The sequence below is a fragment of the Lachnoclostridium sp. genome (genome assembly GCF_031997925.1).
Taxonomy (GTDB): domain Bacteria; phylum Bacillota; class Clostridia; order Lachnospirales; family Lachnospiraceae; genus Lachnoclostridium.
Genome location: NZ_DAMADT010000014.1, coordinates 65,885 through 90,310, shown reverse-complemented (window position 1 = coordinate 90,310; position 24,426 = coordinate 65,885). Strand labels below are relative to the sequence as shown.

Annotated in this window: 15 protein-coding genes; 14 read left to right on the top strand and 1 reads right to left on the bottom strand. The window is 34.4% G+C overall.

Annotated features, from left to right (window positions below):
- The 5 genes from RTP52_RS10945 to RTP52_RS10925 all read left to right on the top strand — a co-directional run.
- The coding region (locus tag RTP52_RS10945) for an RHS repeat-associated core domain-containing protein (RefSeq protein ID WP_312371273.1) at window positions 1–4,359 on the top strand (4,359 nt) is incomplete at its 5' end.
- A gap of 331 nt (window positions 4,360–4,690) precedes the next feature.
- A complete protein-coding gene (locus RTP52_RS10940; RefSeq protein WP_312371270.1) occupies window positions 4,691–6,832 on the top strand; it encodes a leucine-rich repeat domain-containing protein in 2,142 nt (713 codons plus the stop codon).
- A 194-nt stretch (window positions 6,833–7,026) separates the two neighbouring features.
- Window positions 7,027–7,422, top strand: coding sequence for a hypothetical protein (locus RTP52_RS10935; RefSeq protein ID WP_312100283.1), 396 nt, complete (start codon window positions 7,027–7,029; stop codon window positions 7,420–7,422).
- Window positions 7,361–7,885, top strand: coding sequence for an AAA family ATPase (locus RTP52_RS10930; protein ID WP_312100285.1), 525 nt, complete (start codon window positions 7,361–7,363; stop codon window positions 7,883–7,885). Before RTP52_RS10935 ends, RTP52_RS10930 begins: the two co-directional genes overlap by 62 nt.
- Window positions 7,886–8,093: 208 nt before the next feature.
- On the top strand, window positions 8,094–8,804 hold the full coding sequence (locus RTP52_RS10925; RefSeq protein WP_312100287.1) for a DUF4886 domain-containing protein: 711 nt from the start codon (window positions 8,094–8,096) through the stop codon (window positions 8,802–8,804).
- A 119-nt stretch (window positions 8,805–8,923) separates the two neighbouring features.
- On the opposite strand, the gene RTP52_RS10920 is transcribed toward RTP52_RS10925, so the two are convergent.
- The gene (locus tag RTP52_RS10920) at window positions 8,924–11,155 is read right to left on the bottom strand and encodes a helix-turn-helix domain-containing protein (protein ID WP_312100288.1); all 2,232 of its coding nucleotides are present in this window, start codon (window positions 11,153–11,155) and stop codon (window positions 8,924–8,926) included.
- Between the two features lie 420 nt (window positions 11,156–11,575).
- Between RTP52_RS10920 and RTP52_RS10915 the strand changes: the two genes are divergently transcribed.
- From RTP52_RS10915 to RTP52_RS10875, 9 genes are all read left to right on the top strand, one after another.
- Entirely contained in the window at window positions 11,576–12,568 is a 993-nt protein-coding gene (locus RTP52_RS10915; protein WP_312100290.1) for an ABC transporter permease, read from the top strand.
- A gap of 11 nt (window positions 12,569–12,579) precedes the next feature.
- A complete protein-coding gene (locus tag RTP52_RS10910; protein ID WP_312100291.1) occupies window positions 12,580–13,452 on the top strand; it encodes a carbohydrate ABC transporter permease in 873 nt (290 codons plus the stop codon).
- A 145-nt stretch (window positions 13,453–13,597) separates the two neighbouring features.
- Window positions 13,598–15,253, top strand: a complete 1,656-nt coding sequence (locus RTP52_RS10905) for an extracellular solute-binding protein (RefSeq protein ID WP_312100293.1) — start codon at window positions 13,598–13,600, stop codon at window positions 15,251–15,253.
- A 190-nt stretch (window positions 15,254–15,443) separates the two neighbouring features.
- Window positions 15,444–17,726: a DUF4962 domain-containing protein gene (locus tag RTP52_RS10900; RefSeq protein ID WP_312371264.1), complete on the top strand. Its 2,283-nt coding sequence runs from the start codon at window positions 15,444–15,446 to the stop codon at window positions 17,724–17,726.
- Window positions 17,727–17,810: 84 nt separating this feature from the next.
- Window positions 17,811–19,658 (top strand): heparinase II/III domain-containing protein, encoded by a 1,848-nt coding sequence (locus RTP52_RS10895; RefSeq protein WP_312371261.1) that lies wholly within the window; start codon window positions 17,811–17,813, stop codon window positions 19,656–19,658.
- Between the two features lie 136 nt (window positions 19,659–19,794).
- A complete protein-coding gene (locus tag RTP52_RS10890) occupies window positions 19,795–20,811 on the top strand; it encodes an SGNH/GDSL hydrolase family protein (RefSeq protein WP_312371258.1) in 1,017 nt (338 codons plus the stop codon).
- A gap of 24 nt (window positions 20,812–20,835) precedes the next feature.
- On the top strand, window positions 20,836–21,174 hold the full coding sequence (locus tag RTP52_RS10885; protein ID WP_312100299.1) for a cupin domain-containing protein: 339 nt from the start codon (window positions 20,836–20,838) through the stop codon (window positions 21,172–21,174).
- Between the two features lie 189 nt (window positions 21,175–21,363).
- Window positions 21,364–22,098, top strand: coding sequence for an SDR family NAD(P)-dependent oxidoreductase (locus RTP52_RS10880; protein ID WP_312100300.1), 735 nt, complete (start codon window positions 21,364–21,366; stop codon window positions 22,096–22,098).
- A gap of 134 nt (window positions 22,099–22,232) precedes the next feature.
- Complete coding sequence (locus tag RTP52_RS10875; RefSeq protein WP_312100302.1) at window positions 22,233–24,293, top strand: methyl-accepting chemotaxis protein; 2,061 nt, start codon at window positions 22,233–22,235, stop codon at window positions 24,291–24,293.
- Window positions 24,294–24,426: the final 133 nt, after the last annotated feature.

Sequence of the window (24,426 nt, the reverse complement as noted above, 5' to 3'; positions counted from 1 at the left end):
TTCTATGATATCAATGGAAATATATCAAAAAGGTTACAGAAGGTTGACGGAAATCGAACAAAAGAAACAAGGTATGAATATAATCCGAAAGGAAAGCCAGTACGTATTGTTGAATTAGTAGATGCCAATACATTCTCATATAATTCCTTAGAAAATAAAGAAAAGGTAGAGATATACAGTATCTATCAATATGATTTAAACGATAACTTGATTTCTTATGAGGATGCCAATCAAAATGTAATTACCTATGAATATGATGCATTAAACAGGAAGATTAGAGAAAGTAAACAGGTCACAAAAGAGAATAAGAAAGATGTCATAATTCAAATCGATACAACTTATGACTGGAATGGGAATATACGAACGGAAACAAGACCTTATGAAAAAGGTGCAAAGCCGAACGCTACAACCTCTTATGAATACGATAAGGCTGGAAACAGAGTAAAGACCATAGACGCCTTGGGCAATATCACCGCTTACGAGTATGACCGGGTAGGAAGACCGATTCGGGAAGTACAACCAAAGAACTATCAAGCGGATAAATCTGTGAAAGAGATGGAGCATACGGAGTATATTTATGATGCGTGTAATCGTCTCAAAGCAAAGGTGTTACATTACAATAATTTTCTACGAGGGAAAGATGGAACTTGGGCTACACAACCGGTTCGTGTAGTGTCAGAAGCATATCAGTATGATGCACTTGGTAATGTGAAGAAAAAACTGAATGCAGGGGGAATATTATCTGTTACTGGAGAATTAGAGGAACAGATAGCTGCAGGCTACGGAACCGAAAGCAGTTATTATCTGAATGGAAGCCTTGCTTCCTACTTAGACAGTGAATCCAAAGATGCCGGATACCAGTATACCGTTCGCTACCAGTACAATGGACTGGGGCAGATGGTACATCAGATGTTTGCAGACGGAACAAAACAGTCCTATGACTATGATGGTGTCGGAAATGTGCTTACCACCTATGTTAACGGAACAAGAAAGAGTAGTGCGGTTTATAATAAACTCTCTCAGCTAACACAAAGTACAGATGCTAATGGAAACAAAACCACCTTTGAATGGAACCTGCTGGGAAAGCAGTCCCGTGTGAACTTTCCATCAGACCAGAGTATCAAAGAGCATAGTATTATATATCAATATGATAAGCTAGGAAACCTAACCAAAACAGTAGATTTTATTACTGGGTTAATCACGGTTATGGCCTATAATCAAAGAGGACTAATGCTGTCTGAGACAAGGCAGAATATAGATGCAAGCAAGAAAATTAGCGTTCAGAAAGAGTATGATATCTATGGAAATGTTGCCTCGGAAACGGATGCCAATGGAACAATGACAACCTATACTTACGACGTGTTAAATCAGTTGATTGCGATGAAGAATATCGGGCAAATCAATAAGTTGACTTCCTATACCTATGACGCAAACGGTAACAAAATCTCAGAAACGGACTGGCTTGGAAATAAGACAACATTTCGTTATGACGGTATGAATCGCCTGATCGAGTCGAAAGATTCATTAGGGAACGTGATGAGCCAGCTGGAATACAATGCAGATCATGCACAATCAGCTTCTTATGACAGTTACGGAAACTGTACCTCCTACGAATATGATAAAAACCTTCGCTTAGTCAAGACCGTAGATCCATATCTATATGAGGTTACTAACGGTTACGATGTGAGAGGAAATTTAATTACAAAAACTGATCAGAATAAAAATGTTACGAATTACCGTTATAATAGTGAGCAAGCTCTAACTCAGGTTGTGAATGCTTTGAACGAGCAGACCTCCTATACCTATGATGCAAACGGCAATATGCTTACGATGACCGATGGTAGAGGATTTACAACAACCTATCGATATAATGCGAGAAATCTTTTGATTGAAAAGATTGATTCTGGGAAAGAAAAAAACTCAGAGATTTATACCTATTATGCAGACGGGAATATTGCCACAAAAACTGATCGAAATGAAAAGGAGACCAACTATCGTTATGATTGTTTTGGACGATTAGTTTATGAATCGATAGGAAGTCAGTATAAAGAATATACCTATGACAAGATGGGGAATGTTCTAATCGCGGAGGATAATACAGGCGATATTACAAGAACATATGACTCTCAAGGAAGAGTAACGAAAAAGACGGTCACCAGTTTGGAAACCACCAATGAAATAACTACCTACCGCTATGATATCACAACCGGCGTACCTTCCGGAATGGCTGCCGAAGAATCCATTGATCCAAAGGGTAATGCTACCCTAAAGATATACGACCAAGTGGGAAGGCTGTATCAAGTCTATCCAAATATGACAGCAGAACACCTGGGAAGTGCCACAGGTAGCGATGCGGTAACCTATCAGTATTATCCGAACGGCTCAAGAAAAAGTGTAACTTATCCAAATGGAGCAATAGAACAATACACTTACACAAAGAAGAACCAGATATTACAGCTTAAGAATATGTCATCCGACGGTACCATACTCCAGTGCTACACCTACACTTATGATCCGGTAGGTAATCAGATATCGAAAGAGGAATCTGGACAGGAATCCTATCCGGGACTTACGCAATATACCTATGATTCCTTAAATCGATTAAGTAAGGTAAAAGAAATCAGTGGTAAGCTCCTATCCTATGAATATGATAAGAGTGGAAATCGAACGATGGAGCTGTCACAAATGGGAATGGATTTTATCCGGACTTCCTACGATTATGACGAACGCAACCGACTTATTAGCTCTCTTGCCCTTTCTCATACGGACGATACTCGTAAAAGTGAATACTCCATGACAGAATATTCCTACGATAAGAACGGTAACATGCTACAGAAAAAAACTGCCTGTGCGGAAAGCATTACCGAGGATAATTTAAACGACTTGACTAAATTACCTAAATTTGGTATTAAGAAGATAAGTGAATTTAATTCAGATCCCAAGAATGATTTTCCAGTAGACTCATCTGCCGGAACGGATTATCTTACCCGCTATGCCTATGATAATTTCAACCGATTGACTTGTAGTACCTCGAAAGGTGCTAGCATCTTCTATCAATATAATGCAGAAAACTACAGAATCCAAAAGTCAGTAAATGGAGAAGTTATTCGATATCTTTATGAAGCAGATAAGGTTGTCTTAGAGCTGAACGAAAACGGGGAAGAAATCGGCCGCAATGTATATGGCACGAACTTAATATATCGTGTGGCAAAATCAGAAACCAATAAGGATGCATACTATTATTTGTATAATGCTCATGGTGATGTCACAGGATTACTAAATCAAGCTGGTACAGTAGCAGCAACTTACTGTTATGATGCATTTGGTAACTTGTTATCCAAACAGGGGCAAGCAAATAATACGATTACCTATGCAGGATATCAATATGATGCGGAAACAGAACTATATTATTTGAATGCAAGATATTATGATAGTAGCATTGCTAGATTTATCAGTGAGGATAGTTACACCGGCAAGCGAAATGACCCACTGACTTTGAATCTTTACACTTACTGCAGTAATGAGCCGATTATGTATACAGACCCTACTGGACATTGGACTGTAGCCGTTCATGGTAATGATACCTATAATATTGCATATAAAGCATTCACTGATTATATTAAAGATAAAAGTGATGAAATCTATGTTTATAAGAAGGATAAAAACGGAAAAGATACAAAAAAGGTTGATGATACAGCAACTAAGGCGGCAAGAGAGAAGTGGGTAACTAAACAGGAGAAAGAGGCAAAAAAATATGCTACCGCTATTTCAGCAGGAGATAAATATGTTGACGTGGAAAAAAATATATTACACAAGGCGGGAAACAGTAAAATGTTTCATGGGTTCAGTCAACAGGGCAAAGCGGATGAAAATAAATTTGTAATAAGTACGAAAAAAATTACTAGTGATATTATGAATGATAAATCATTTTCAAAAACTGCAAAAAATGATAAATTACAAACATATATTATTAATCCAGCAAATACCCTGGCAAAAAATAAGGGCGATACGTTATCAAATGAGAGCATACCTACGAAGTATTTTGATACTACTTCGAAGAATGCAAAAGGATCAAAGGAAGAAGCGGCAATGTTTGTATTAGGTATGGGCTTACATACAACTCAGGATACAGTTGCGCATGCTAAGGTTACAAATGGTGATCCGATAAAAGGCAATCATATAACAAATACAGATGAATATGGTTATTATTACAATGAAAGTAAAAAAAGAATGGTAGAACTTAAGGCAGGTGAAGTTGATGAACGAAAAGAAGAAACTGAGGACTTAACAAAAAATTACATAAATGATATATTGGATGCTTATGGTAAAAAATTATTTTCTCTTCCTAAAAAGAAGTAGTGTCCATATTAAATAAGCAAGTATAACATATTTATATAACTGGAAATTATTTTAACTATTACTATTAATAATGACGTTATCTGCAAGAATATGTAAGAAGGCTTTTGTTTAGAATGCTTTGTACTAGTTCCTTGATATAAAATAAGGTTATTAACAACGGGTTAATAACCTTATTTTACAGGATTATTTATGATAATTCTAACAAAAATCATAAACGGTATAAATGTAGTTTAAAATGTTAAAAATAAAATTAAACTTTGAAATTCCGAGAAGATATATAAAGGAAGGTAGGAAGTATATGTATAAAAGGTTAAAAAGTATAGGGGTATTTATGCTTATAGTTTCGATCCTAGCGAATTCAAATACTATAGTGGCTAAATCAAATATGGAAATAGTATTTAAGGATAAAAATCTAGAGAGTGCTTTATATAAATTTTATAATTATCAAGGGATCTTTACAACGGAAAAAGCAGCAGAACTTTCTGATATGGATAGCTATATAGACTTGGAAAATTCCGGAATATCCGATCTTGACGGATTACAATATTTTGGAAATGCTGCATGTTTTTTTCTTAGTAATAATAATTTGAAAAATTTAAAGCCACTATCTAAATTTAAAGAGTTATTGACGATAATTATAGATAATAATTCAATTAAAGGAAAAGAATTTGAAAATGCATTATATGAGATGGGTAAAGTTGAGAATTTGTCTGATTTACTATTAAATAATAACGGAATTTCAGATATTAAAATTCTCGATAAAATAGGCAATATAAGTAATTATAAGAGTATAGAGATGGAAAATAATTATATACATGATATCTCTATTCTTAAAGAAGCAGCTAATCTTAGATGGCTTGATTTATCAAATAACCGCATCACAGATGTATCACCCATAAAAGACTTAAAAAAGCTTACGAGTTACATAGACTTACATGATAACTGTATCATCGACTATAAACCAATTAAGCACTTATTCGATGAAATGTATAAAAGTTTTGATTATCCTTTGTACAGGTATGATTTCTATTCAAACCCAGTGAATTATAAATATTATGGTACAAAAATAGACTTTCCGCACCTGACAGTATATTACAAGAACCAGGGATATGCGGAGGCTGTTCCGTTACTAAAAGCGTTGGGAGGAAGTGCAAAATACGACAAAAATACGGGTACGCTTACCTGTAAGTATGAGGGCAAGGTACTTGTATTTAAGGATTTCTCTAAGAAGTATACCATGAATGATAAGGAAAAGAGCTTAAAATATCCGATGAGAAGGATGCAATATGATCTTGCATATGTTCCGGTGAAAGACATATGTGAAGTGTTAGGTTTGGAATATAACGTTGTTAAGAAAAGAGATTTATATCAGGGCAAGGACGCACCTAGATATGCACCTAAGCTGGTAGAAATAAGAAAGGCAGTTACAACAGATATCACGTTTCCAGATAAAAATCTACAAACCGCGTTAAGTAAAATTTATGACTGGAATGAACCCTTTACGGTAGAAAAGGCGAGAGAACTCTCGCAAAAGAAAAAGAATATCTTTCTTGATTATACAAGAATATCAGATATGGAAGGGATACAATATTTTGAAGGTCTTATACAAGTTTCATCATTTGAAAATGACTTAAAAAATCTAAGTCCATTATCTAAATTGCCTAATCTAGAAATGATAGACATATGCAAAAATGTCACCCAAGGTAAAAAATTTGAAAAAATTTTAAGTGATATGGGAAGTTGTAGCTTATTGGAAGTGGTGCAGTTAGAAAGAAATAAATTAACAGATATAAGTTTTTTGAGCAAAATCGGGAAACTAGGAAAGTATCTTGAAGTTCGTATGGAGGATAATAACATAAAAGATGTTTCCTTATTAAAAAAAGCCGCTGCTTTAGTAACTCTAGATTTATCCAATAACCGTATCACCGATGTAACGCCGCTTAAAAACTTAAAAAATCTCACCTATATAGACCTTCGCGATAACTGTATCATCGACTATAAACCAATCAAACATTTGTTAGATGCGATGTATGCGGATAGAGGAAATGAAACTGGTCTGGAACGGTATGACTATTACAAAAACCCTGTTAATTTTACTTACGGTGGAAAGACAATACAATTTCCCTATCTGACAGTATACTATAAATACCAAGCATACGCTGAAGCTATCCCTCTATTTAAAGCGTTAGGAGGTAGTGCGAAGTATAACAAGAAAACCGGTACACTCACCTGCGAATATAACGGCAATGTTCTAATCATGAAGGATTTTTCTAAGAAGGTAACATTGAATGAAAAAAAGTTTACATTGGAATATCCGATGAGAAGGATGCAGTATGACTTGGCATATATTCCGGTAAAAGATGTGTGTGAAATTCTAGGCTCGAATTATAATGTGGTTGAGACAAGAAAAATTCCACATGATTTCCAGTATGTAGAATATGCGCCTAAGGTAGTAGAGATAAGCGAAGAGTAGAAGAAGTAGAGAAAAATGTAAATGCAAAGCGATTACCATTAAGGTTGGTAGTCGCTTTTGCACTATAAGGATAGTGAGCAAGCACTCACCTGGGTTGTGAATGCCTTGAACGTGCAGACTTCTTATACCTATGAAGCAAAAGTATAGTCAGTAGTTCTTCCAGTAGCGAAGCGGTAACGGATAAAATAAATGACTTGACGAAATTACCTAAATTTGGTATTAAGAAGATAGGTGAATTAGATACAATACCAAAGAATGAGTTTCCAGTGGATTCATCTGCAGTAACGAATTATCTTACTCGTTATACCTATGATAATTTCAACCGATTGACCTGTAGTTCAACGAAAGGCTCTAATATCGTCTATCAATATAATGCAGAAGACTATAGAATCCAAAAGTCAGTGAATGGAGAAGTTATTCGATATCTTTATGAAGCAGATATACGTTATAATGCGGATTCTTATTGTAATTATAATTATATTAGTTATTTTATTTGTCTAATCTTTCATAAAAAGGAGGTAGCTTACTATGGGAAAAGCAATTTACTTGATTACAGGTGTTATGGCTTCTGGAAAATCGACGGTAGCTGAGCTTTTGGCATCTAAGCTGGGAAAAGGTGTTCATCTACGTGGCGATGTATTTCGCCGCATGATTGTATCAGGACGGGAAGAAATGTCCGCTGAACCGTCTGAGAAAGCAGTCAAGCAACTATATTTGCGCTATCGGCTAGCAGCAAATGCTGCAAAAGCCTATTATGACAACGACATTTCCGTTGTTTTGCAGGACAATTACTATGGAGCGGGATTAACCTATATGATCGAGCAGTTAAAGGATTACCCAGTTCAGGTAGTTGTGTTATGCCCAAAGGTAGAAGTTGTAAAAGAGCGCGAAAAAACAAGAGGTAAAGTCGGTTACAGTGGATTTACAGTAGAAAATTTATATGCAGAGTTTTTGAGGGAAACGCCTAAAATTGGTTTTTGGTTAGACACTTCGGAACAGTCGCCTGAACAATCGGTTGATAACATTCTATTGCATTTTGGATCAATTAATTAGTAAAGCAGCCAACGGTTGCTATGAAAGGTCTAACGCACCTCCGTTTGTTACGTGTGTTTATTCCAAACTGTCATAATAAAGTTTTAAAATTCATGAATCAATTGGCAAAAACTCTTTCAGAATCTAAAATTATGTGATACATTTATAGTAATTCCAAGCAGTAACTTTACCACTAGGATTGACAAAAAATAAATGGAGGATTACTTTAATGAAAATTTTAGCGATTGGAAATAGTTTTTCAGAAGATGCAACCTGTTATTTACAAAGAGTATCACAAGGTGAACTTTATGTAAGGAATCTCTACATTGGTGGTTGCAGCCTTGAGAGACATATGGAATGTTTAACAGGTGAATTAAAAGAGTATGATTTTCAGAAGGATGGAAAAGCATTAAGGAAAATCTCGTTACAAGAGGCACTTCGATATAAAGAGTGGGACTACATTACAGTACAACAAGTGAGCGGTTTATCAGGGATTGAAGATTCCTACGAACCATTTCTAGGGCAGCTCATAGAGCATATAAAGCAGAGTAATCCAACAGCAAAGATTATCTTACATAGAACCTGGGCATATGAGCAAGATTCTACGCATCAAGATTTTATTCGATATGATAATAAACAAGAGGTTATGTATGAAAAGATATGGAAGGCAAGTGAGCATTATGCTAAGAAATATGACTTACCAATCATACCAGTTGGTGATGCAATCCAAAAGCTGCGTACAGAGACAAAGGAATTTGATTATTTGAATGGTGGTAGTTCTCTTTGCAGAGATGGTTATCATCTTACCCTAGATTATGGGCGCTATGCTGCTGCCTTAATCTGGTATCGATTTTTTACTGGAAGTTCTATTATGGAGGTTACCTATGCTCCAAGAGGGACGAAAAGAAATCTTATCGATATCATTCAAAAAACAGTATAAAGCATTTATAAATAGAATCCAGTACGAGAAAAGAGATATCAAACGCCTACCCTTTAACGAAAAGGGTAGGCGTTTTAACTCTAGTATTCAATTTTCCTTTATAAGTTCGATTCCATCATCTACAAATACTTGGCATCATGAAGCTGATTTGCAAAAGTCTTTGGTGTTGTTCCGGTATATTTACTAAAAACTCTAATAAAAGTATTGGAGCTATTAAATCCTACCATAGTACATAAATCTGTGACCTTAACATTAGGGTCATTCATAATAATTTCTTTTGCTCGCTCAATACGGTATTTATTAAGAAAGTTTTTAAAGTTATCATCACTTAATTTTTTGAAAAGGTTACTGCAGTATTTCGCACTGATGCCCAATTCATCTGCCATATCGTTTAGCATAATATCAGTGGAATAATGAGTATAAATATAGTTCTGCATTTCAGCTAAAAGGCTGCTATCGGCAGAGGAACTCTTAATTGCAACAGCTTCTAAGATTTCTGTTATTATTAATCGGATATTCGATATTATGTTTGGTTGATTCCAATTAACATAGAGATCATCCAGCATAATTCGATGTCCTAATAATTCTTCAGGACTAGTCTTTAACTCTTGGAAAAAACGATTGAGCGTACTAAGTAAAGAAAAGATAAAATTTCTAAGTGAATCAGGTGCTAAATCGCGGTTTCTAAAGTTCTCTCTAACTAATTGATCAAACATCTCAAGCGATGTTTCATTCCCTTGAATCATACTCTGAATGATACGATTTTCTGTTACAATTGGATAATAATAATCAGTAGACACCTTCATAAAAACTTGTTGCGCTGTTAGAATTTCTGTTGATAAATATAAGTATTTATATTCAAGTATCCTAAGAGCCTCTTGATAGCAGTGTTTGATATTTTTTAATCCAGTACACAAGTTACTTAAAGCTATCTTGTAGACTTGGTTCTCTGGTATTGTATTAGAAATTGCTAACATTATGTTTTTCGCTTCTTCTATATTATTGCTTCGAATAATGATAGCACAAGTATTTTGGTCAATGTTTACGGAATTTAGATACTCCTTACTTTGACAATGAGTAAAGATGATATTTTTGCTAAAGAAGATATCATCCTCTAGGAAGCTTTCCTCCATATATGAAAATTCAATGAGTGCAACGCAATAAGAGTTATCGTCTAGCACAAAATCTTTGAAAATTTCATTTCTTACTGTGTTAACTCCATAAATTAAGTCACGATAAAACTTTTGAGAAATAAGTGAGTTATTTTGATTGATTAATTGATGCAGATCTTCAGCAAGCTGTTTCGCTGTTGTTGCGTTCTGCTTTAACAGTTCAAATTCATCCAAGATGACTTTCACAGAAGTATCCTTGTTTTCAGAATCAATAACTTCGTCCATTACAGATTTCATCGGTGAATAGAGCCAATTAACTATTACACGCGAGGATACAAAAACAAAAAGGCAAATAGCAATGGACGGAAGTAAAATATGAACTAATAATTGCTGTGGTGATAAGCCAATATGATCATACACATATGCTATTTTCCAATCACTTCTTGTAAAAGATGACAGGAAAAGGTCTTTATTTTGTACTCGAAAAGAATCGTTAACGATATCATTCCATGAGATTTTACGTTCCAGAATTTTATCAAACATTTTATCTAATAGTGTGACTGCTTTTTCATCGTTGTGGCTATAGGCTAAAATATTGTTTTCTTCATAGATAATAAATTTTTGTGAATCAGTTGCACTTAATAGGCTAGAACGAGGAATTTTAAGTATGTAAATTATATTGTTTGCAGAATAAGAAGGTTGATAAAAGTAATAAATTTCTTCTAATTGTTTTCCTTTATAGTAAGGTATAATTAAATCTCCACTTTCTTTTTTAAAATAGTCAAAAATCTCATTGACTTGTTCTGCGGATAATGAAGTTTCATCTTGAAAATACTGTTTTTTGCTATGGCTTCCAGTAGTTGAGATAACAAAGTAGTCCTCTTTACTAGTAGTAATAGCTGGAAAAAATGGAATGCTTGTTCGATGAACCCCTAATAGGTCTAACTTTTTCTTAACGATGATAGCATTGTAATAATACTGAGACCGGCTGGAAGAATTAGCCCAAAGCTTTATGTCAGTATCTTGTGTCAAGGAAGTTAAGGTTGAACTAACAGTGGAAAGAGTAACTTCGGTTAACATATTATTGGAAAACACACTTTGTTTTAGCGTATTTTGATAACGATTCTCCACAGATGTTGAGATGGTAATAAAGACACCAATCACAATACATAACATAAATAAGATACCAATGAAAGAAAAAACTTTACTAAGTTTTTTGCGATATTTTCCAGTAGACATAGTCAAAATTTCCTTTCTTGATTTTGAACTGTATATGAATAATATCTTAACTGCATGACAAAGTCAAGGCGAATGCAACACTTAATTATGCAACTTGTATAATTAAGTGTTGCATTGTTAAAATTTATTTAACGTTATGGGATTTTGCAGAAACGGTGGAACAATGAATTGATTTCATTGTTTTTTTATTCTAATCTGGCATTTTAATGATAAAAGTCGACATTATACATGATGAATAAGGAGAAATGAGGATAGATGGAAAAATAGTGATTGATATAAAAAGAATATTGTATATGATTTGGGTTATTGATGATTTACTTCAAATAAGTTTCGTGACATAGTGGACTTAGCCGATACAGGAAAGGCAGCTTAAGTTGGTTTTGTTAAGGTATCGGAGTTTAAGGAGGTAAAAACTATATTATGAAGAAACCATTAGCTGGTAACTTAAAGCGAATAGCTCTTTTTCCAAGGAAAGTTGCACATAGTGTAACAGTAAGTATAAAAAGAGATTGGAGACTTTGGGTATTAATTCTTCCACTACTTGTTTGGCTATTCTTTTATTCAATACGTCCATTATATGGAATATGGATTGCATTCTTAGAATATAGCCCGTTCAAAGGAATAGAAGGAAGTACGTTTGTTGGACTAGATAATTTTAGAGATTTAATGTTTGGCCCTTCCAGCGATTTATTTTGGAGAGCATTTAAGAATACTGTTATTATTAGTTTGTATGGATTAGTGATAGGGTTTCCAGTACCAATCATATTAGCTGTATTGTTTCATGAGATTCGTAATAATAAGTACAGAAAATTTATTCAAACTGTAACCTATGCACCACACTTTATATCAGAAGTTATTGTATGTAGTTTAGTTCTTACTATTTTAGCACTAAACACAGGCTTAGTTAACGTATTATTAGAAAACCTATTCAGTCTATTTGGTGCAGAATATGAACAAATTCATTTTATGGCAAAGTCCGAGTACTTTAGAGGAATTTATACGTTATCTGGTATATGGAAAGAGGCAGGATTTAGTTCTATCGTATTCTTCTCAGCTTTGTGTGGAATTCCACCAGAACTATATGAAGCTGCAAGAGTAGATGGTGCTGGCCGATTCCGCCAAATCCTTCACATTAGTTTGCCTGGTATTAAATCTACCATAGTTATCATGTTAATCATTCGTATTGGAAATATCTTAAATGTAGGGTATGAAAAAGTACTTTTATTATATAACCCAGGTATTTATGATACCGCTGACATCTTAAGTACATTTACATATCGAATGGGTGTAGCGAATAATCCGAATTATGGATATTCTACCGCAGCAAGTTTAGTGAATTCTGTCATTGGTTTTATTATGGTAATTGCTGCAAATAGAATCTCTAAAAAATATTCAGAGACATCATTATGGTAGGAGGTACAGTAGTGAAAAAAAGACTTAATGGAAGTAAGATATTTGATATCATTAATGTTATAATACTTGGATTACTTGGAATAGTCTGTCTGTATCCTCTTGTTTATGTATTTGCATGTTCTGTAAGTAATGGGCAAGCGGTGGATGCCGGTAAAGTATTATTATTGCCGAAAGGTTTTAACCTAGAGTCGTATAAGCAAGTATTGAGTGATAAATTATTCTGGTCATCTTATGCTAATACGTTGTATTTTACTGTTTTAGGTTCACTCTTTAGTATGGTAGTTAGTACTCCAGCTGCTTATGTATTATCAAAAAAGCGATTTGGGTCTAGAAAATTAATTAATATTATTTTATCCTTTACAATGTGGTTTACTCCAGGTTTTATACCGTTATATTTAAATTATACAGCGTTAGGAGCAACGAATAACCGATTTATGATTTTGATTTCTTTTGGTATTCAAGCATTTTACATAATTCTGTTACGAAATTATTTTGAAGCTGTTCCTATAGAACTGGAAGAGTCCTCAATGATTGATGGTGCAAATGACTTTATATGCTTTATAAAAGTTTATTTGCCATTATCGAAACCAGCTCTAGCAACTGTTTGGCTATATTATGCAATGTCTAGATGGAATGGATATTTCTGGTCCACCATTTTAATTAAAGACATGAAGAAAATTCCTTTACAAGTTTATTTGAAGCAAAAAATTATTGATCAGGCATTAGTATCAGAATATGCTTCTTCTATTGCTGGTCAACAGTATTCGTATAATACTATTATTTATGCTTTGGTATTTTGTTCTATTGTTCCGGTATTGATTGTATTTCCATACATTCAAAAATTCTTTGTAAAGGGGGTTATGGTAGGAAGCGTTAAGGGTTAACAAGAACTATATTGTAATTATCAAAACCAAAACTGTGTTTTGATAATCAGATTTACCGTGCCAAAAGAGCACATTTATTGATATTTGATTAGGAGCTAGTGTGAAAATAAAAAGTAATTTTCACTCAGCAAAATGGAGGATTATTATGAGAAAACGAATTTTATCACTTTCACTTGCATTAATCTTTGCAGTAAGTGCATTCACAGGATGTGGAAAAAAAGGAGAAGAGACAACAGGAAATAATAATAATAATAAACCAACCAACGAAGCTTCTTCAAACAACAACCAGGGGAAAGATGAAACGAAAACAGAAGCAGCAGAGCTTAAAGTGCATTTCCACTCAAATAATAAGTTTACAATCGTGGATGCAGACGGAAAAATCTTACCAGTATTTCAATTAGCTGCAGATAAGACAAATGTCAAATTAGTAAACACAGCGAACCCGGTTGCTCAAAAGTCAACAGAAGAGTTCCAGTTGCAAGCAACAGAAAAATTCCCAGCAGATATTTATGGCGGTAACTCCTTAAAGGGACCTATTTTTACATATGCATTACAGGGTGCATTCTTACCTTTAAATGATTTAATCGACCAATATGGACCAAACATTAAAAAGTTTTTAGATGAAAATGAAGAAGTAAAAAAGGCACTAACTGCTCCAGACGGAAATATTTACATGCTAAATTACATTCCTGATGGTGATGCTGCTAGAGCATATTTCATTAGAACAGACTGGCTTAAGAAATTAAATTTAGAAATGCCTACAAATTTTGAAGAATTAGAAAAAGTGTTGTATGCATTTAAAAATGATGATCCAAATGGTAATGGTATCAAAGATGAAATTCCATACTTTAATGATAAGTTTGAAGAAATGATTCGTCTTGCAAATCTTTGGGGTGCTAGAGTATATGGCTTTGACTCCTATACAGAAAAAGTTGTTTTAGATGAGAACAATAAAATGTATCATGCATGGACCGCTCCAGAGTTTAAAGAAGCAATTATTGGTATGAATCAGTGGTATGAAGATGGAATCATTGACCCAGAAGTATTTACAAGAAAAGCAAATACCGCAAGACAAACATTATGGACAAAGGATAATGTTGGTGGAATGACACATGAGTGGATCGCATCAACAACATCATACAATTATAATGAAGAGTTATTAAAGACAGTACCTGATTTTAAAGTTGAAGCTATGTTACCTGTAAGCAAAGATGGAGTTGCTTTCGAAGAGCACCAAAGAGCGTTAGCGAAACCAGATGGTTGGGCAATTTCTTCAAATTGTAAGAACCCTGAAGCTGCGATTCGCTTTATGGATTGGTTCTTCTCAGAGGAAGGAAGAACAGCAATTAATTATGGTATCGAAGGTGAAACCTACACGATGGTAGATGGAAAACCTACCTTTACAGAGGAAGTTCTTTCTTCCGGTGCTGTAAACGCTTATTTGCAGCAAGGCTATGGTGCACAGTACCCAATCGGTTATGCACAAGATTTTGCATATGAAGCACAATGGACAGTAAAAGAAGGATTGGAAGCGTATAATCTTTATACCTCCAGTAATGTTTATGAAGCTGCTCCTGCAACACCAATTTTAAATTTTACAGAAGAAGAAACTGCAATTTATGATAAGTATATTACCGTATTAAATGAGTATCAGACAGAGCAAATTAGTGCATTTATCATTGGAAAAGAAGACATCGAAACCGGATGGAATAGCTACATTGAAAAATGTAAAGAACTTGGCTCAGAGGAATTAGTAAAAGTATATCAAAATGCTTATGAGCGTTATGTAAATAATCAATAAAATATTATGGGCTGTTGCAATAGCGTAATCTCTTGTAACAGCTCAATTCATAAAAAAATGAAACACACGAAAGCTTGTGCCCTAGCACCACAAACTTGTTGTGTGTAAAGAACGTACAAAAGAATAGTGATAAAGTTAGAATTAAATCATTCAACCAATACGTTAAAAACTTTGCAGGAATGGAGAAAAAATGAAAAAGATATTAGAACCGAAAGATTCTTTGCTGACAATTAAATATGCACCAGATGGGGAGGTGCTAAATGAGAATCCCCCAAGATTTACATGGATGCCAGCAAGTGATGAGGATTTGGAATATCGTTTACAACTATCTAAAAATCCTGATTTCACGGAGGATGCTACAACAACGTTTGAGCATATTCCATATAATTTTTTTACACTAGATGAGAGCTTAGAGCCTGGAACTTACTATTGGAGATATAGCTTAAATGATAAAAACTTTGATTATAGCAAGGTAAGAAATTTTCAAATTACGAATGACATGATACAGACACCTTTAATTAGCCGTGAACATCGTTATGATCAAGTAACCTTAACTCATCCAAGAATTTGGCTTAATCAAGAGGGAATCAAAAACTTTAGAGAGAATCTTAAGAAAGAAAAAAATTACTGTGGATTTGATACCTTTTATCAAAAATCAATTCTTACGTATTTAGATAAAGAGTTTATAAAAGAGCCAAAACCATATCCAGGCAATAAACGAGTAGTTCATTTATGGAGACAAAACTATACAGACTGCCAGGAAGCCTTATCACATATTCGTTCCTTAGCAGTTGGAGGAGTAATACTTGAAGATGAGCGAATGATAGCACAAGCAAAAGCAGCACTATTAGAAATTGCAGGCTGGGATACCAAAGGACCTACAAACCGTGATTACAATGACGAATGTGCATTTCGCGTTGCTTATGCATTAGCTTTTGGCTATGACTGGCTATATAACTACTTAACAAAAGAAGAACGGGATTATGTGTTTGACAAACTTTTTATACGTACGAAACAAGTTGCTGACCATGTAATTGTGAACTCAAGAATTCATTTTTCACTGTATGACAGTCATGCAGTACGCTCACTTTCCTCTGTATTATCACCATGTTGTATTGCAATGCTTACAGACTGTAAAGAAGCGAAAGAGTGGCTTGACTATACCATTGAATATTTTAATGTAATTTATACACCATGGGGTGGTATTGACGGGGGCTGGGCAGAAGGCCCTATGTATTGGACCACTGGTATGGCATTCGTTATTGATGCCATTAATATGATTAAGAATTTTACCGGCATTGATATTTATAAGCGTCCATTCTTCCAAAAGACAGGTGATTTCCCATTGTATTGTAATCCGGTAGATACCTATCGTGCGAGCTTTAGTGATCAATCAAACCTTGGGAAGTATCCAGGACACAAATTAGCATTTAATATCCGGCAATTTGCCCTTGTATCTAAGAATGAAAATTACCGTTGGTTTTATGATGAGGTTTTTAAAAGAGAACCTGAGATAGAGCAAGCCTTTTATAATAACGGATGGTGGGATTTCCATTTTGATGAAATGGTATATCAGCATGATAGTAAAGACACCACCTTTGAGAAACAAGAGCTTGATATGGTGAAATGGTTCCATGATATTGGTTGGGTTGCAATCAATAAGGATATGAAGGATTTTAATAATCACATTTTCATGTTAACAAAGAGCAGTCCATATGGCAGTGTAAGCCATAGTCATGGTGATCAAAATTCATTTTTACTTTTTGCTTATGGAGAGCCATTCATTATAAAAAGTGGCTATTATGTTGGTTTTAATACCTCGATGCATCGAGATTGGCGCCGACAAACGAAATCACATAACACAATTTTAATTGATGGAAAAGGCCAATATGCAGAAATGGATAAAGCAAAGCAGTTAAATGCAAAAGGGTGTGTTTGTGAAGTCAAAGAACAAGAAAATCTTGTCTATATTAAAGAAAATGCAACCAAAGCTTATGCTGAAAATGCTCCTGAATTAAAAGATTATACAAGAGAGATTTATTTTATCGACAAGTCTTATTTTGTTATAGTTGACAGCATTGAAGCAGAACATGAAGTATCGGTGGATTGGTTGTTACACAGTCTAACCGAATTTAACATTGATCAAAACAAATTCAGCATTGATCGCCCAAAGGCAAGGCTAGACGGTAAGGTTGTTTATTGTTCAAGTCAGATAGAATCTTTAACTCAAACAAATGAATTTGAGGGAGTTGATTTAAAAGAGATAGAAGGGCTTGATGAACAATGGCATCTAACTATGAAAACCAAGAAAGCTAAAAATCATGTCATAGTATCTTTGTTTGTTCCATCTAAAGTGGAAGATAGAAAAATAGTGACAGCAATTAAGGATGACCAGGGACATGATGTATTTATTTACTTTAGTCATGATGGTAACACATTCTCACTTAGAACGGATGGAAACAAAAGATACTAGAGAAGTAAAGAGTGAAAGCTAAATCTTTCACTCAGCAAGCAATACTTGGGAATGCGCAAAAAACAGCGCAGAAATGAGGATAAAATGGATTATTTCAAATATATCAATGAGAGCATTGAATACGAATCAATGCTAGTGGCTATGAAATCTGAGATCCATGATTTTATGGAAAATTTTAAGGATGACTCCCGGTTCATAAGCGGTTGGGGGCACGCTTATTTCTGTAACGAAGATGGCGGAAGATTGATTTATGATATACACAAGCCTTTGGAACATAAATGCTCTATCTGCGGACGAATTTACGATGAATATATGTACAATGCATGTTTTGTTACGATGATGCGTAATGAAGCAATTGTTACAGCTTTAAAGTCATCCATTATGTATCGGGTTACAAAGGAAGACCAGTATAAACTGATTGCAACTGACATCATTGAATTTTATGCTAAGCATTATCATCAGTTTACATTACATGCAAAAGATCAAATTAACTGTAGTCCTACCACGGATGTTGGTGGGGCAGGAAAGATTATGCCTCAGGGCTTAAATGAAGCCATCATTGCTATACGAATCGTAAATTCTTTGGAGTTGTTAAAGGACTCATTAGACAAAGATTGGCTTTTGATGGTGAAAGAAACCTTATTTGCTCCAATGTTTGAATTATTAGTTCCACAAAAAATGCACATTCATAATATTCCTACGTGGATAAATAGTGCGATTGGTGTATTTGGTTTGTTTTTTCAAGAGGAAAAGTGGATTGCCGAAGCAACAAAAAATCCATTTCATTTATTCGAACAATTACAAAAGGGAGTAACAGAAAGTGGTTTCTGGTATGAGGGTTCCATCCATTATAATTTCTTTGCACTGGAAGGAATTATGAACTTCTTTGTTTCTGCAAAGGCCTACCATTTTGAAATTGATCAAAAATATCAAGATATTGTATTTCATATGTTTGAAGCAGCTTATGACTATGCCTTTGATAATGATATTTTCCCAAATCCAAGTGATGGATGGCCAAATATCAGCTTAAAAACTTATTCTTATGTTTACTATATGGCATATGCCGTATTTGGAGATAAAATACTTCCTTATCTAAAACATATAGAAAACAACCCTGTACCAAGAGCAAGGCTTCCATTATCAGAGCCATATTACTATGATAATCGAATACCGTTAACCAGGATTATGTATTGTCCGGAGTTTTCCGATTTAAAATCAGATAGAATAAAGTCCCGTGGTTCACAGAGTTTTGAAGCGAGCAACTGTGCAATTCTAAGAAATGATACCTATAATTTATTCTTTAAATATGGTCATCAGACGAAAAGTCATGCACACCCGGATAAAATGAACATTGAAATTATGGTAAACAATCAGGTGCTAACCAAAGATTTGTCAAACTCAGGCTATGCTTCTAAGATGTGCAATGAATGGCATAGAAAAATTGCAGCTCATAATACTTGCGTAATTGATGGGATGCCAAGTGATATTAGTCATCCGGGAACTTTATTGGAGAATTCCGATACCCATGTGAAAGCAAGCACTAAGGCATATGATGGGGTTACCTATACAAGAGATCTTACGATAGACGGTACTGTGTTAACAGATATTTTTGACGTGGAACTAGAAGAAAAGAATCAAATTGATTGGTTCTTCCATTATGAAACGCCGGTGAACATAGATGGTTTAAAGCTTACTCCAGTATCGATGTTTAGCGAGTATGGACGTATCGAGGAAGTTAAGGAGATTACATTATCTAATAACAGCATTACTATAGAAAATGAACTCGTATCCATGCAACTTGATTTAGAACAAGGAATGCGTCTCTATCTCGCAAAAACTTATAACAATCCAGCAGATAAGATGAGAGATACGCTAATTATTCGTACAACATCCTCTAGAGCCAGAATTAAATCCACGATAGCTGCAAAGTAAGATTAGAATAAAAGATTATATCTTTCACTTAGAAAGTTTGTGTCTGCGCTACAAAGCGTACAAGTACGCTTAACGCAAACTTGATGCTGTGCATTTTCTTGCAAGCAAGACAACGTACAGCGTAGAAAGGATAGGAATGAACTTAGATAAGGTTGAATTTTATAATGTTGGAGACCTAGAACCAATCCCTGGTATTGGAGAGAATGGACTTGTTAGGGTCCCAATGAAAGTAAGAAATCTCTTAAATGAAAAAGCTCGTTATGTTGGTATGGACTCCATTGGTGCAGAAATTCGTTTTGTAACGGATGCAACAAATATAGATATTTATATCTCTATGCAAAAATCGGAGTCAATTGGTAATGGAACTATTAGAATCTATAAAGGAAATTTCTTATATCAGACTTATAGTGTCCAGCCAGGAATTACGAATTTTTTCAGAGTAACACCACCACCTAATTTTCAGGTTGTAAATGATACCATGTTAAATCAAGGAGGCTTTTCTCCAAAGGTTTGGCGCATCGTTTGTAATCGTTCCACAATAGTGATTCACGGAATTGATACTCATGGACACGAAATTAGACCGCCGAAGAAAGAAGAACTACCGAAACTTAATTGGCTCGCTTATGGGTCTTCTATTACGAATTCCCATTTGGATGGATATGTTCATGTAGCAGCTTCTCGTTTAAAGATGCAGGTTCAGAATATGGGATTTAGTGGTTGTTGTCACATTGAGAAAGAATTAGTAGATTACATGGTGAAGGAACGCAGCTTTGATTTTATTACCTGTGAGCTTGGTGTAAATATGCTGCAAAATTACACTCCAGATGAATTTAATGAAAGAGTTCGTTATTTAATCTCATCATTAAAGCAAATCAATAAACCAGCAATCATTATAACGCCATTCCCTCATAGAAAGAGCATGGAATATACAGCTCTTATCGATGTATATTCAGAAAGAAATAGTGAATTTAATCAAATATTAGTGGACCAAGGTAAGAACGCAAATAGTGAGAAGATACATGTTGTTCAGGGTAGTGACATTCTAGATGATGTGAATGGTCTTAGTGGTGATTTGACTCACCCAACTACCTATGGGCATGCAATTATGGGGATTAACTTAGCAAACCATATTAATAATTTCTTAAAATTATAAGCTATACGCAAACAGGAGGAAACTATGTCATATTTTCATTTAAAAAAGGATACTAAAATCGAAATAGTAGAAGCCGAAAAATGTAGCCGTAGAATTACAGGCTATGACGGAAAATTAATGACAGTTGAGGTGTCTTTTAAAAACGGATGTATTTCAGCCCCACATAAACATCCGCACGAGCAAATTACTTACTGTCTAGAAGGTAAATTCGAGTTTTATATTGGAGATGAAACAAAGGTGATAGAAGAAGGGGACACCGTATATATGCCTCCGGAAATAATGCACAATTGTAAGCTATTATCAGAAGAAGGCAGATTGTTAGATATTTTTACACCGATACGAGAAGATTTTTTAAGCAAATAGGAAAGACCTTGTATTGTAAAGTGTTAAAGTACGTGTTTCTTATAATATCGAAAGGCACTGTACTACGATATCAATTTTATAGAGGTGAAGTACGTTGCTTTGTAATGTGCTCATATACTGTAAGATGTTAGATATAGAAGATGGAAAATGAAAAAGAAAACATGAAGTGAAATGTAGGAGGATAAAAAAATGAGAGCAGTTATAACAGGTGGAACAAGTGGAATCGGTCTTAGTGTTGCTTTGACTTTAGGTAAGGAAGGGTATGATATTATTATTACTGGAATTGATAAGGAAAATGCTGACAATGCATTATCTGAATTAAAAGAAAATAATATCAATGCAGAGTTTATCTATGCCAACTCCATGGAAGAAGATGATGTGAATCAAGCTTTTGATCAAATAGCAAAACAGTATGATTCGATTGATGTATTAGTAAATAATGTAGGTGGTTTAGGCGGTAGACAGAAATTTGATGGTATGGAAACATCCTTTATGAGAAGAGTAATGGCATTAAATTTTGACAGTGCATTCTTTGCTAGTAGAGCAGCAATCCCTCTATTAAAGAAAGGTACGAATCCTTCCATTATTAATTATAGTACGATAGCTGTTACTTCCGGTGGAGGTCCAGGTGCTGGAATTTATGCAGCAGGCAAGGCGGCAATTGAAGGATTAACTCGTGCTTTAGCAAAAGAACTTGCTGAGTTTGGTATTCGTGTAAATGCGGTATCACCTGGAACAATTGATACTGCTTTCCATTCTGCAACAAGTAGAGATGTTATGGAAACATGGAAGTCTGGTATCGTAATGAAGCGTTTTGGTGATCCATCAGAAGTAGCAACTGTTGTTGAATTTTTAACTTCAACCAAAGCTTCCTTCTTAACAGGCGAAATCATTCAGGTGAATGGTGGGCAGGCATTTATTTAGTTCATACAAGGACAGCTTACTTTTCTTGTTTATTTAAACTAATTTTCATGGGGCTTCTATAAAAAATAGAAGCCTCATTGTAATTTACGACATGCAATATAAAAAACTTATATCTTAAATCGAAGAAACGGAGTGTGAGTACTATAGTTAAGAAAAAGAGGTTATCAATTAGCATTTTTGTAAAATTAATTGCAGGTTATTTTATTCCGGTTTTATTTATGGTATTGCTAGGAATTATTGCATTATCGAAATCGTCTTCTGGATTAAACGAAAATTATGAGAATAGTACAAATCAAGCAATTGATATGACTGCAAACTATTTAGAATTAGTACTTGAAACAGCACAAGCGGAAGTTGATCAATATAGTAAGAATATGAAATTATATAATTATTTGGCAGGCGAATCCATCGGTGACTTAACCAAACAATTGGCTTTCCTTGATGAAATATATCAATCTATTTCATCAGCAACTACTGCAAATAAGTTTATCTCTAACATACATATCATACCGGGGAAAGATTATAATGTATTTTCTACAACGCTAAAGGGAAATCGTGGTTTTTACGAGCTTTTAAAAGATTCGCCAGAGGGGTTAGCGCTTCAACAAAAGAACCCGATTTGGGTAGGAACGCACAAAGTAATTGATGAGGAGCTAAAGATTGGTGAGGGGAGTTATATCATATCCTATATGAAGCTAATTAAGAATTTTGATAAAGATTATGGTGTCCTGGTTGTTGATATAAGTAAAAAAGAACTAACGGAAGTTTTAAACCAATTAAATTTAGGAAAAGGAAGTTCTGTAGGTTTTATTACCGCAGATGGGAAAGAAATAGTAGTATCACAAGAAAGCCAAGAGTTACAGGAAATATCATATTCTGATCAATCCTTTTATCAAGAGAGCAGACTAAGCGAAGGAGACAAAGGTAATTCTTACGTAGACATTCTAGGTGAGAAATACTATTACATGTATCATAAGATTGGTGATACAGATGCTATGATTTGTGCACTGGTACCACAAAAAAATATTGTGAAGCAAGCAAATGAACTTAAGTATATTGTTAGTATCATTGTTGTATTAGCAAGTATTATTGCACTTTTATATGGGGCTAAGATATCAATCGGTATTAGTAGGTGCTTATCTACAATTAATAAAAAATTAAAATTAGCTGCCAAAGGTGATTTAAGTGTAACAATAACTACAAAGCGAAGAGATGAATTTGCGGGTCTTGTTTCTAATATAAGTGAAATGATTAAAGGGACTAGAGCATTGATACATCAAGTAGATCAAGTAGTAAAAGAAGTAACGTTATCATCAGAAAACGTTATTGATGCATCAAATGGTATTGCTTCAACCTCACAAAAGATTTCATATGCAATTAAAGATATTGATCAAGGAATCATACAACAGGCACAGGATTCTCAAGATTGTTTAACTCAAGTTGATACCTTGTCGCAGTGTATTACAACAGTAAATACTAATATTAGGAAGACAGTAACTGTAGCAGAAGAATCAAAGGATATAGTGGACAAAGGTATCACAAAGATGACAATTATGACAAGACAGTCTGAGGAGACATCAAAGATAACAGATAGTGTTGTTAAAAATATTGAGATTTTAAAAGAAAAATCGGAATCAATAAGTACAATTATTAATGTGATTAATGAAATTGCGGATCAAACTAATTTGTTATCATTAAATGCAAGTATCGAAGCTGCCAGAGCAGGAAATGCTGGTATGGGTTTTGCTGTAGTTGCGAATGAAATAAAAAAACTAGCGGAAGAATCTCAAGATTCTGCCGGAAAGATTAAAAAGATTGTAGAAGATATCCATATACAGACTTTGGATACGGTTAATAAAGCAATGGAAGCAGAAGGTATCGTTTCAAAACAAAATATATCAATACAAGAAACGATAGAGGTATTTCACGATATGAAAGACAGTATGCAAAAAGTACTTACTAATATGGAGAAGGTATATGAAGATGTTTCTAGTATGGATTCTACAAGAATAAGTACTCTAGAGGCAATTCAAAATATCTCTGCGGTATCAGAAGAAACTTGTGCAGCTTCTAGTATGGTAAATGATAGTTTAGTAGCTCAGGAGGAAGTTATAACTCATTCGGAGAAGGTTTCAATTGAGTTAAAACAAAATGCTGAAATTTTAGAAAGAGCATTGAAACAATTTTCAATTTAACCTCATCAGGGAAGTCCCCCCGCTTCTGTAAGCGGGGGATAAAAGTAAAGTGATAAAGTAAAGTGATAAAAGTAAAGTGATAAAAGTAAATCGTGTAAAGGTTAAATCAAGTTAAAAATAAATTGTGTGAAAA

Bases quoted from the DNA above. Each gene is read 5' to 3' on its own strand.
- RTP52_RS10940 (WP_312371270.1), top strand. From the start codon at position 4,691: ATGCTTATAGTTTCGATCCTAGCGAATTCAAATACTATAGTGGCTAAA.
- RTP52_RS10930 (WP_312100285.1), top strand. From the start codon at position 7,361: ATGGGAAAAGCAATTTACTTGATTACAGGTGTTATGGCTTCTGGAAAA.
- RTP52_RS10925 (WP_312100287.1), top strand. From the start codon at position 8,094: ATGAAAATTTTAGCGATTGGAAATAGTTTTTCAGAAGATGCAACCTGT.
- RTP52_RS10920 (WP_312100288.1), bottom strand. From the start codon at position 11,155: ATGTCTACTGGAAAATATCGCAAAAAACTTAGTAAAGTTTTTTCTTTC.
- RTP52_RS10915 (WP_312100290.1), top strand. From the start codon at position 11,576: ATGAAGAAACCATTAGCTGGTAACTTAAAGCGAATAGCTCTTTTTCCA.
- RTP52_RS10905 (WP_312100293.1), top strand. From the start codon at position 13,598: ATGAGAAAACGAATTTTATCACTTTCACTTGCATTAATCTTTGCAGTA.
- RTP52_RS10900 (WP_312371264.1), top strand. From the start codon at position 15,444: ATGAAAAAGATATTAGAACCGAAAGATTCTTTGCTGACAATTAAATAT.
- RTP52_RS10895 (WP_312371261.1), top strand. From the start codon at position 17,811: ATGGATTATTTCAAATATATCAATGAGAGCATTGAATACGAATCAATG.
- RTP52_RS10890 (WP_312371258.1), top strand. From the start codon at position 19,795: ATGAACTTAGATAAGGTTGAATTTTATAATGTTGGAGACCTAGAACCA.
- RTP52_RS10885 (WP_312100299.1), top strand. From the start codon at position 20,836: ATGTCATATTTTCATTTAAAAAAGGATACTAAAATCGAAATAGTAGAA.
- RTP52_RS10880 (WP_312100300.1), top strand. From the start codon at position 21,364: ATGAGAGCAGTTATAACAGGTGGAACAAGTGGAATCGGTCTTAGTGTT.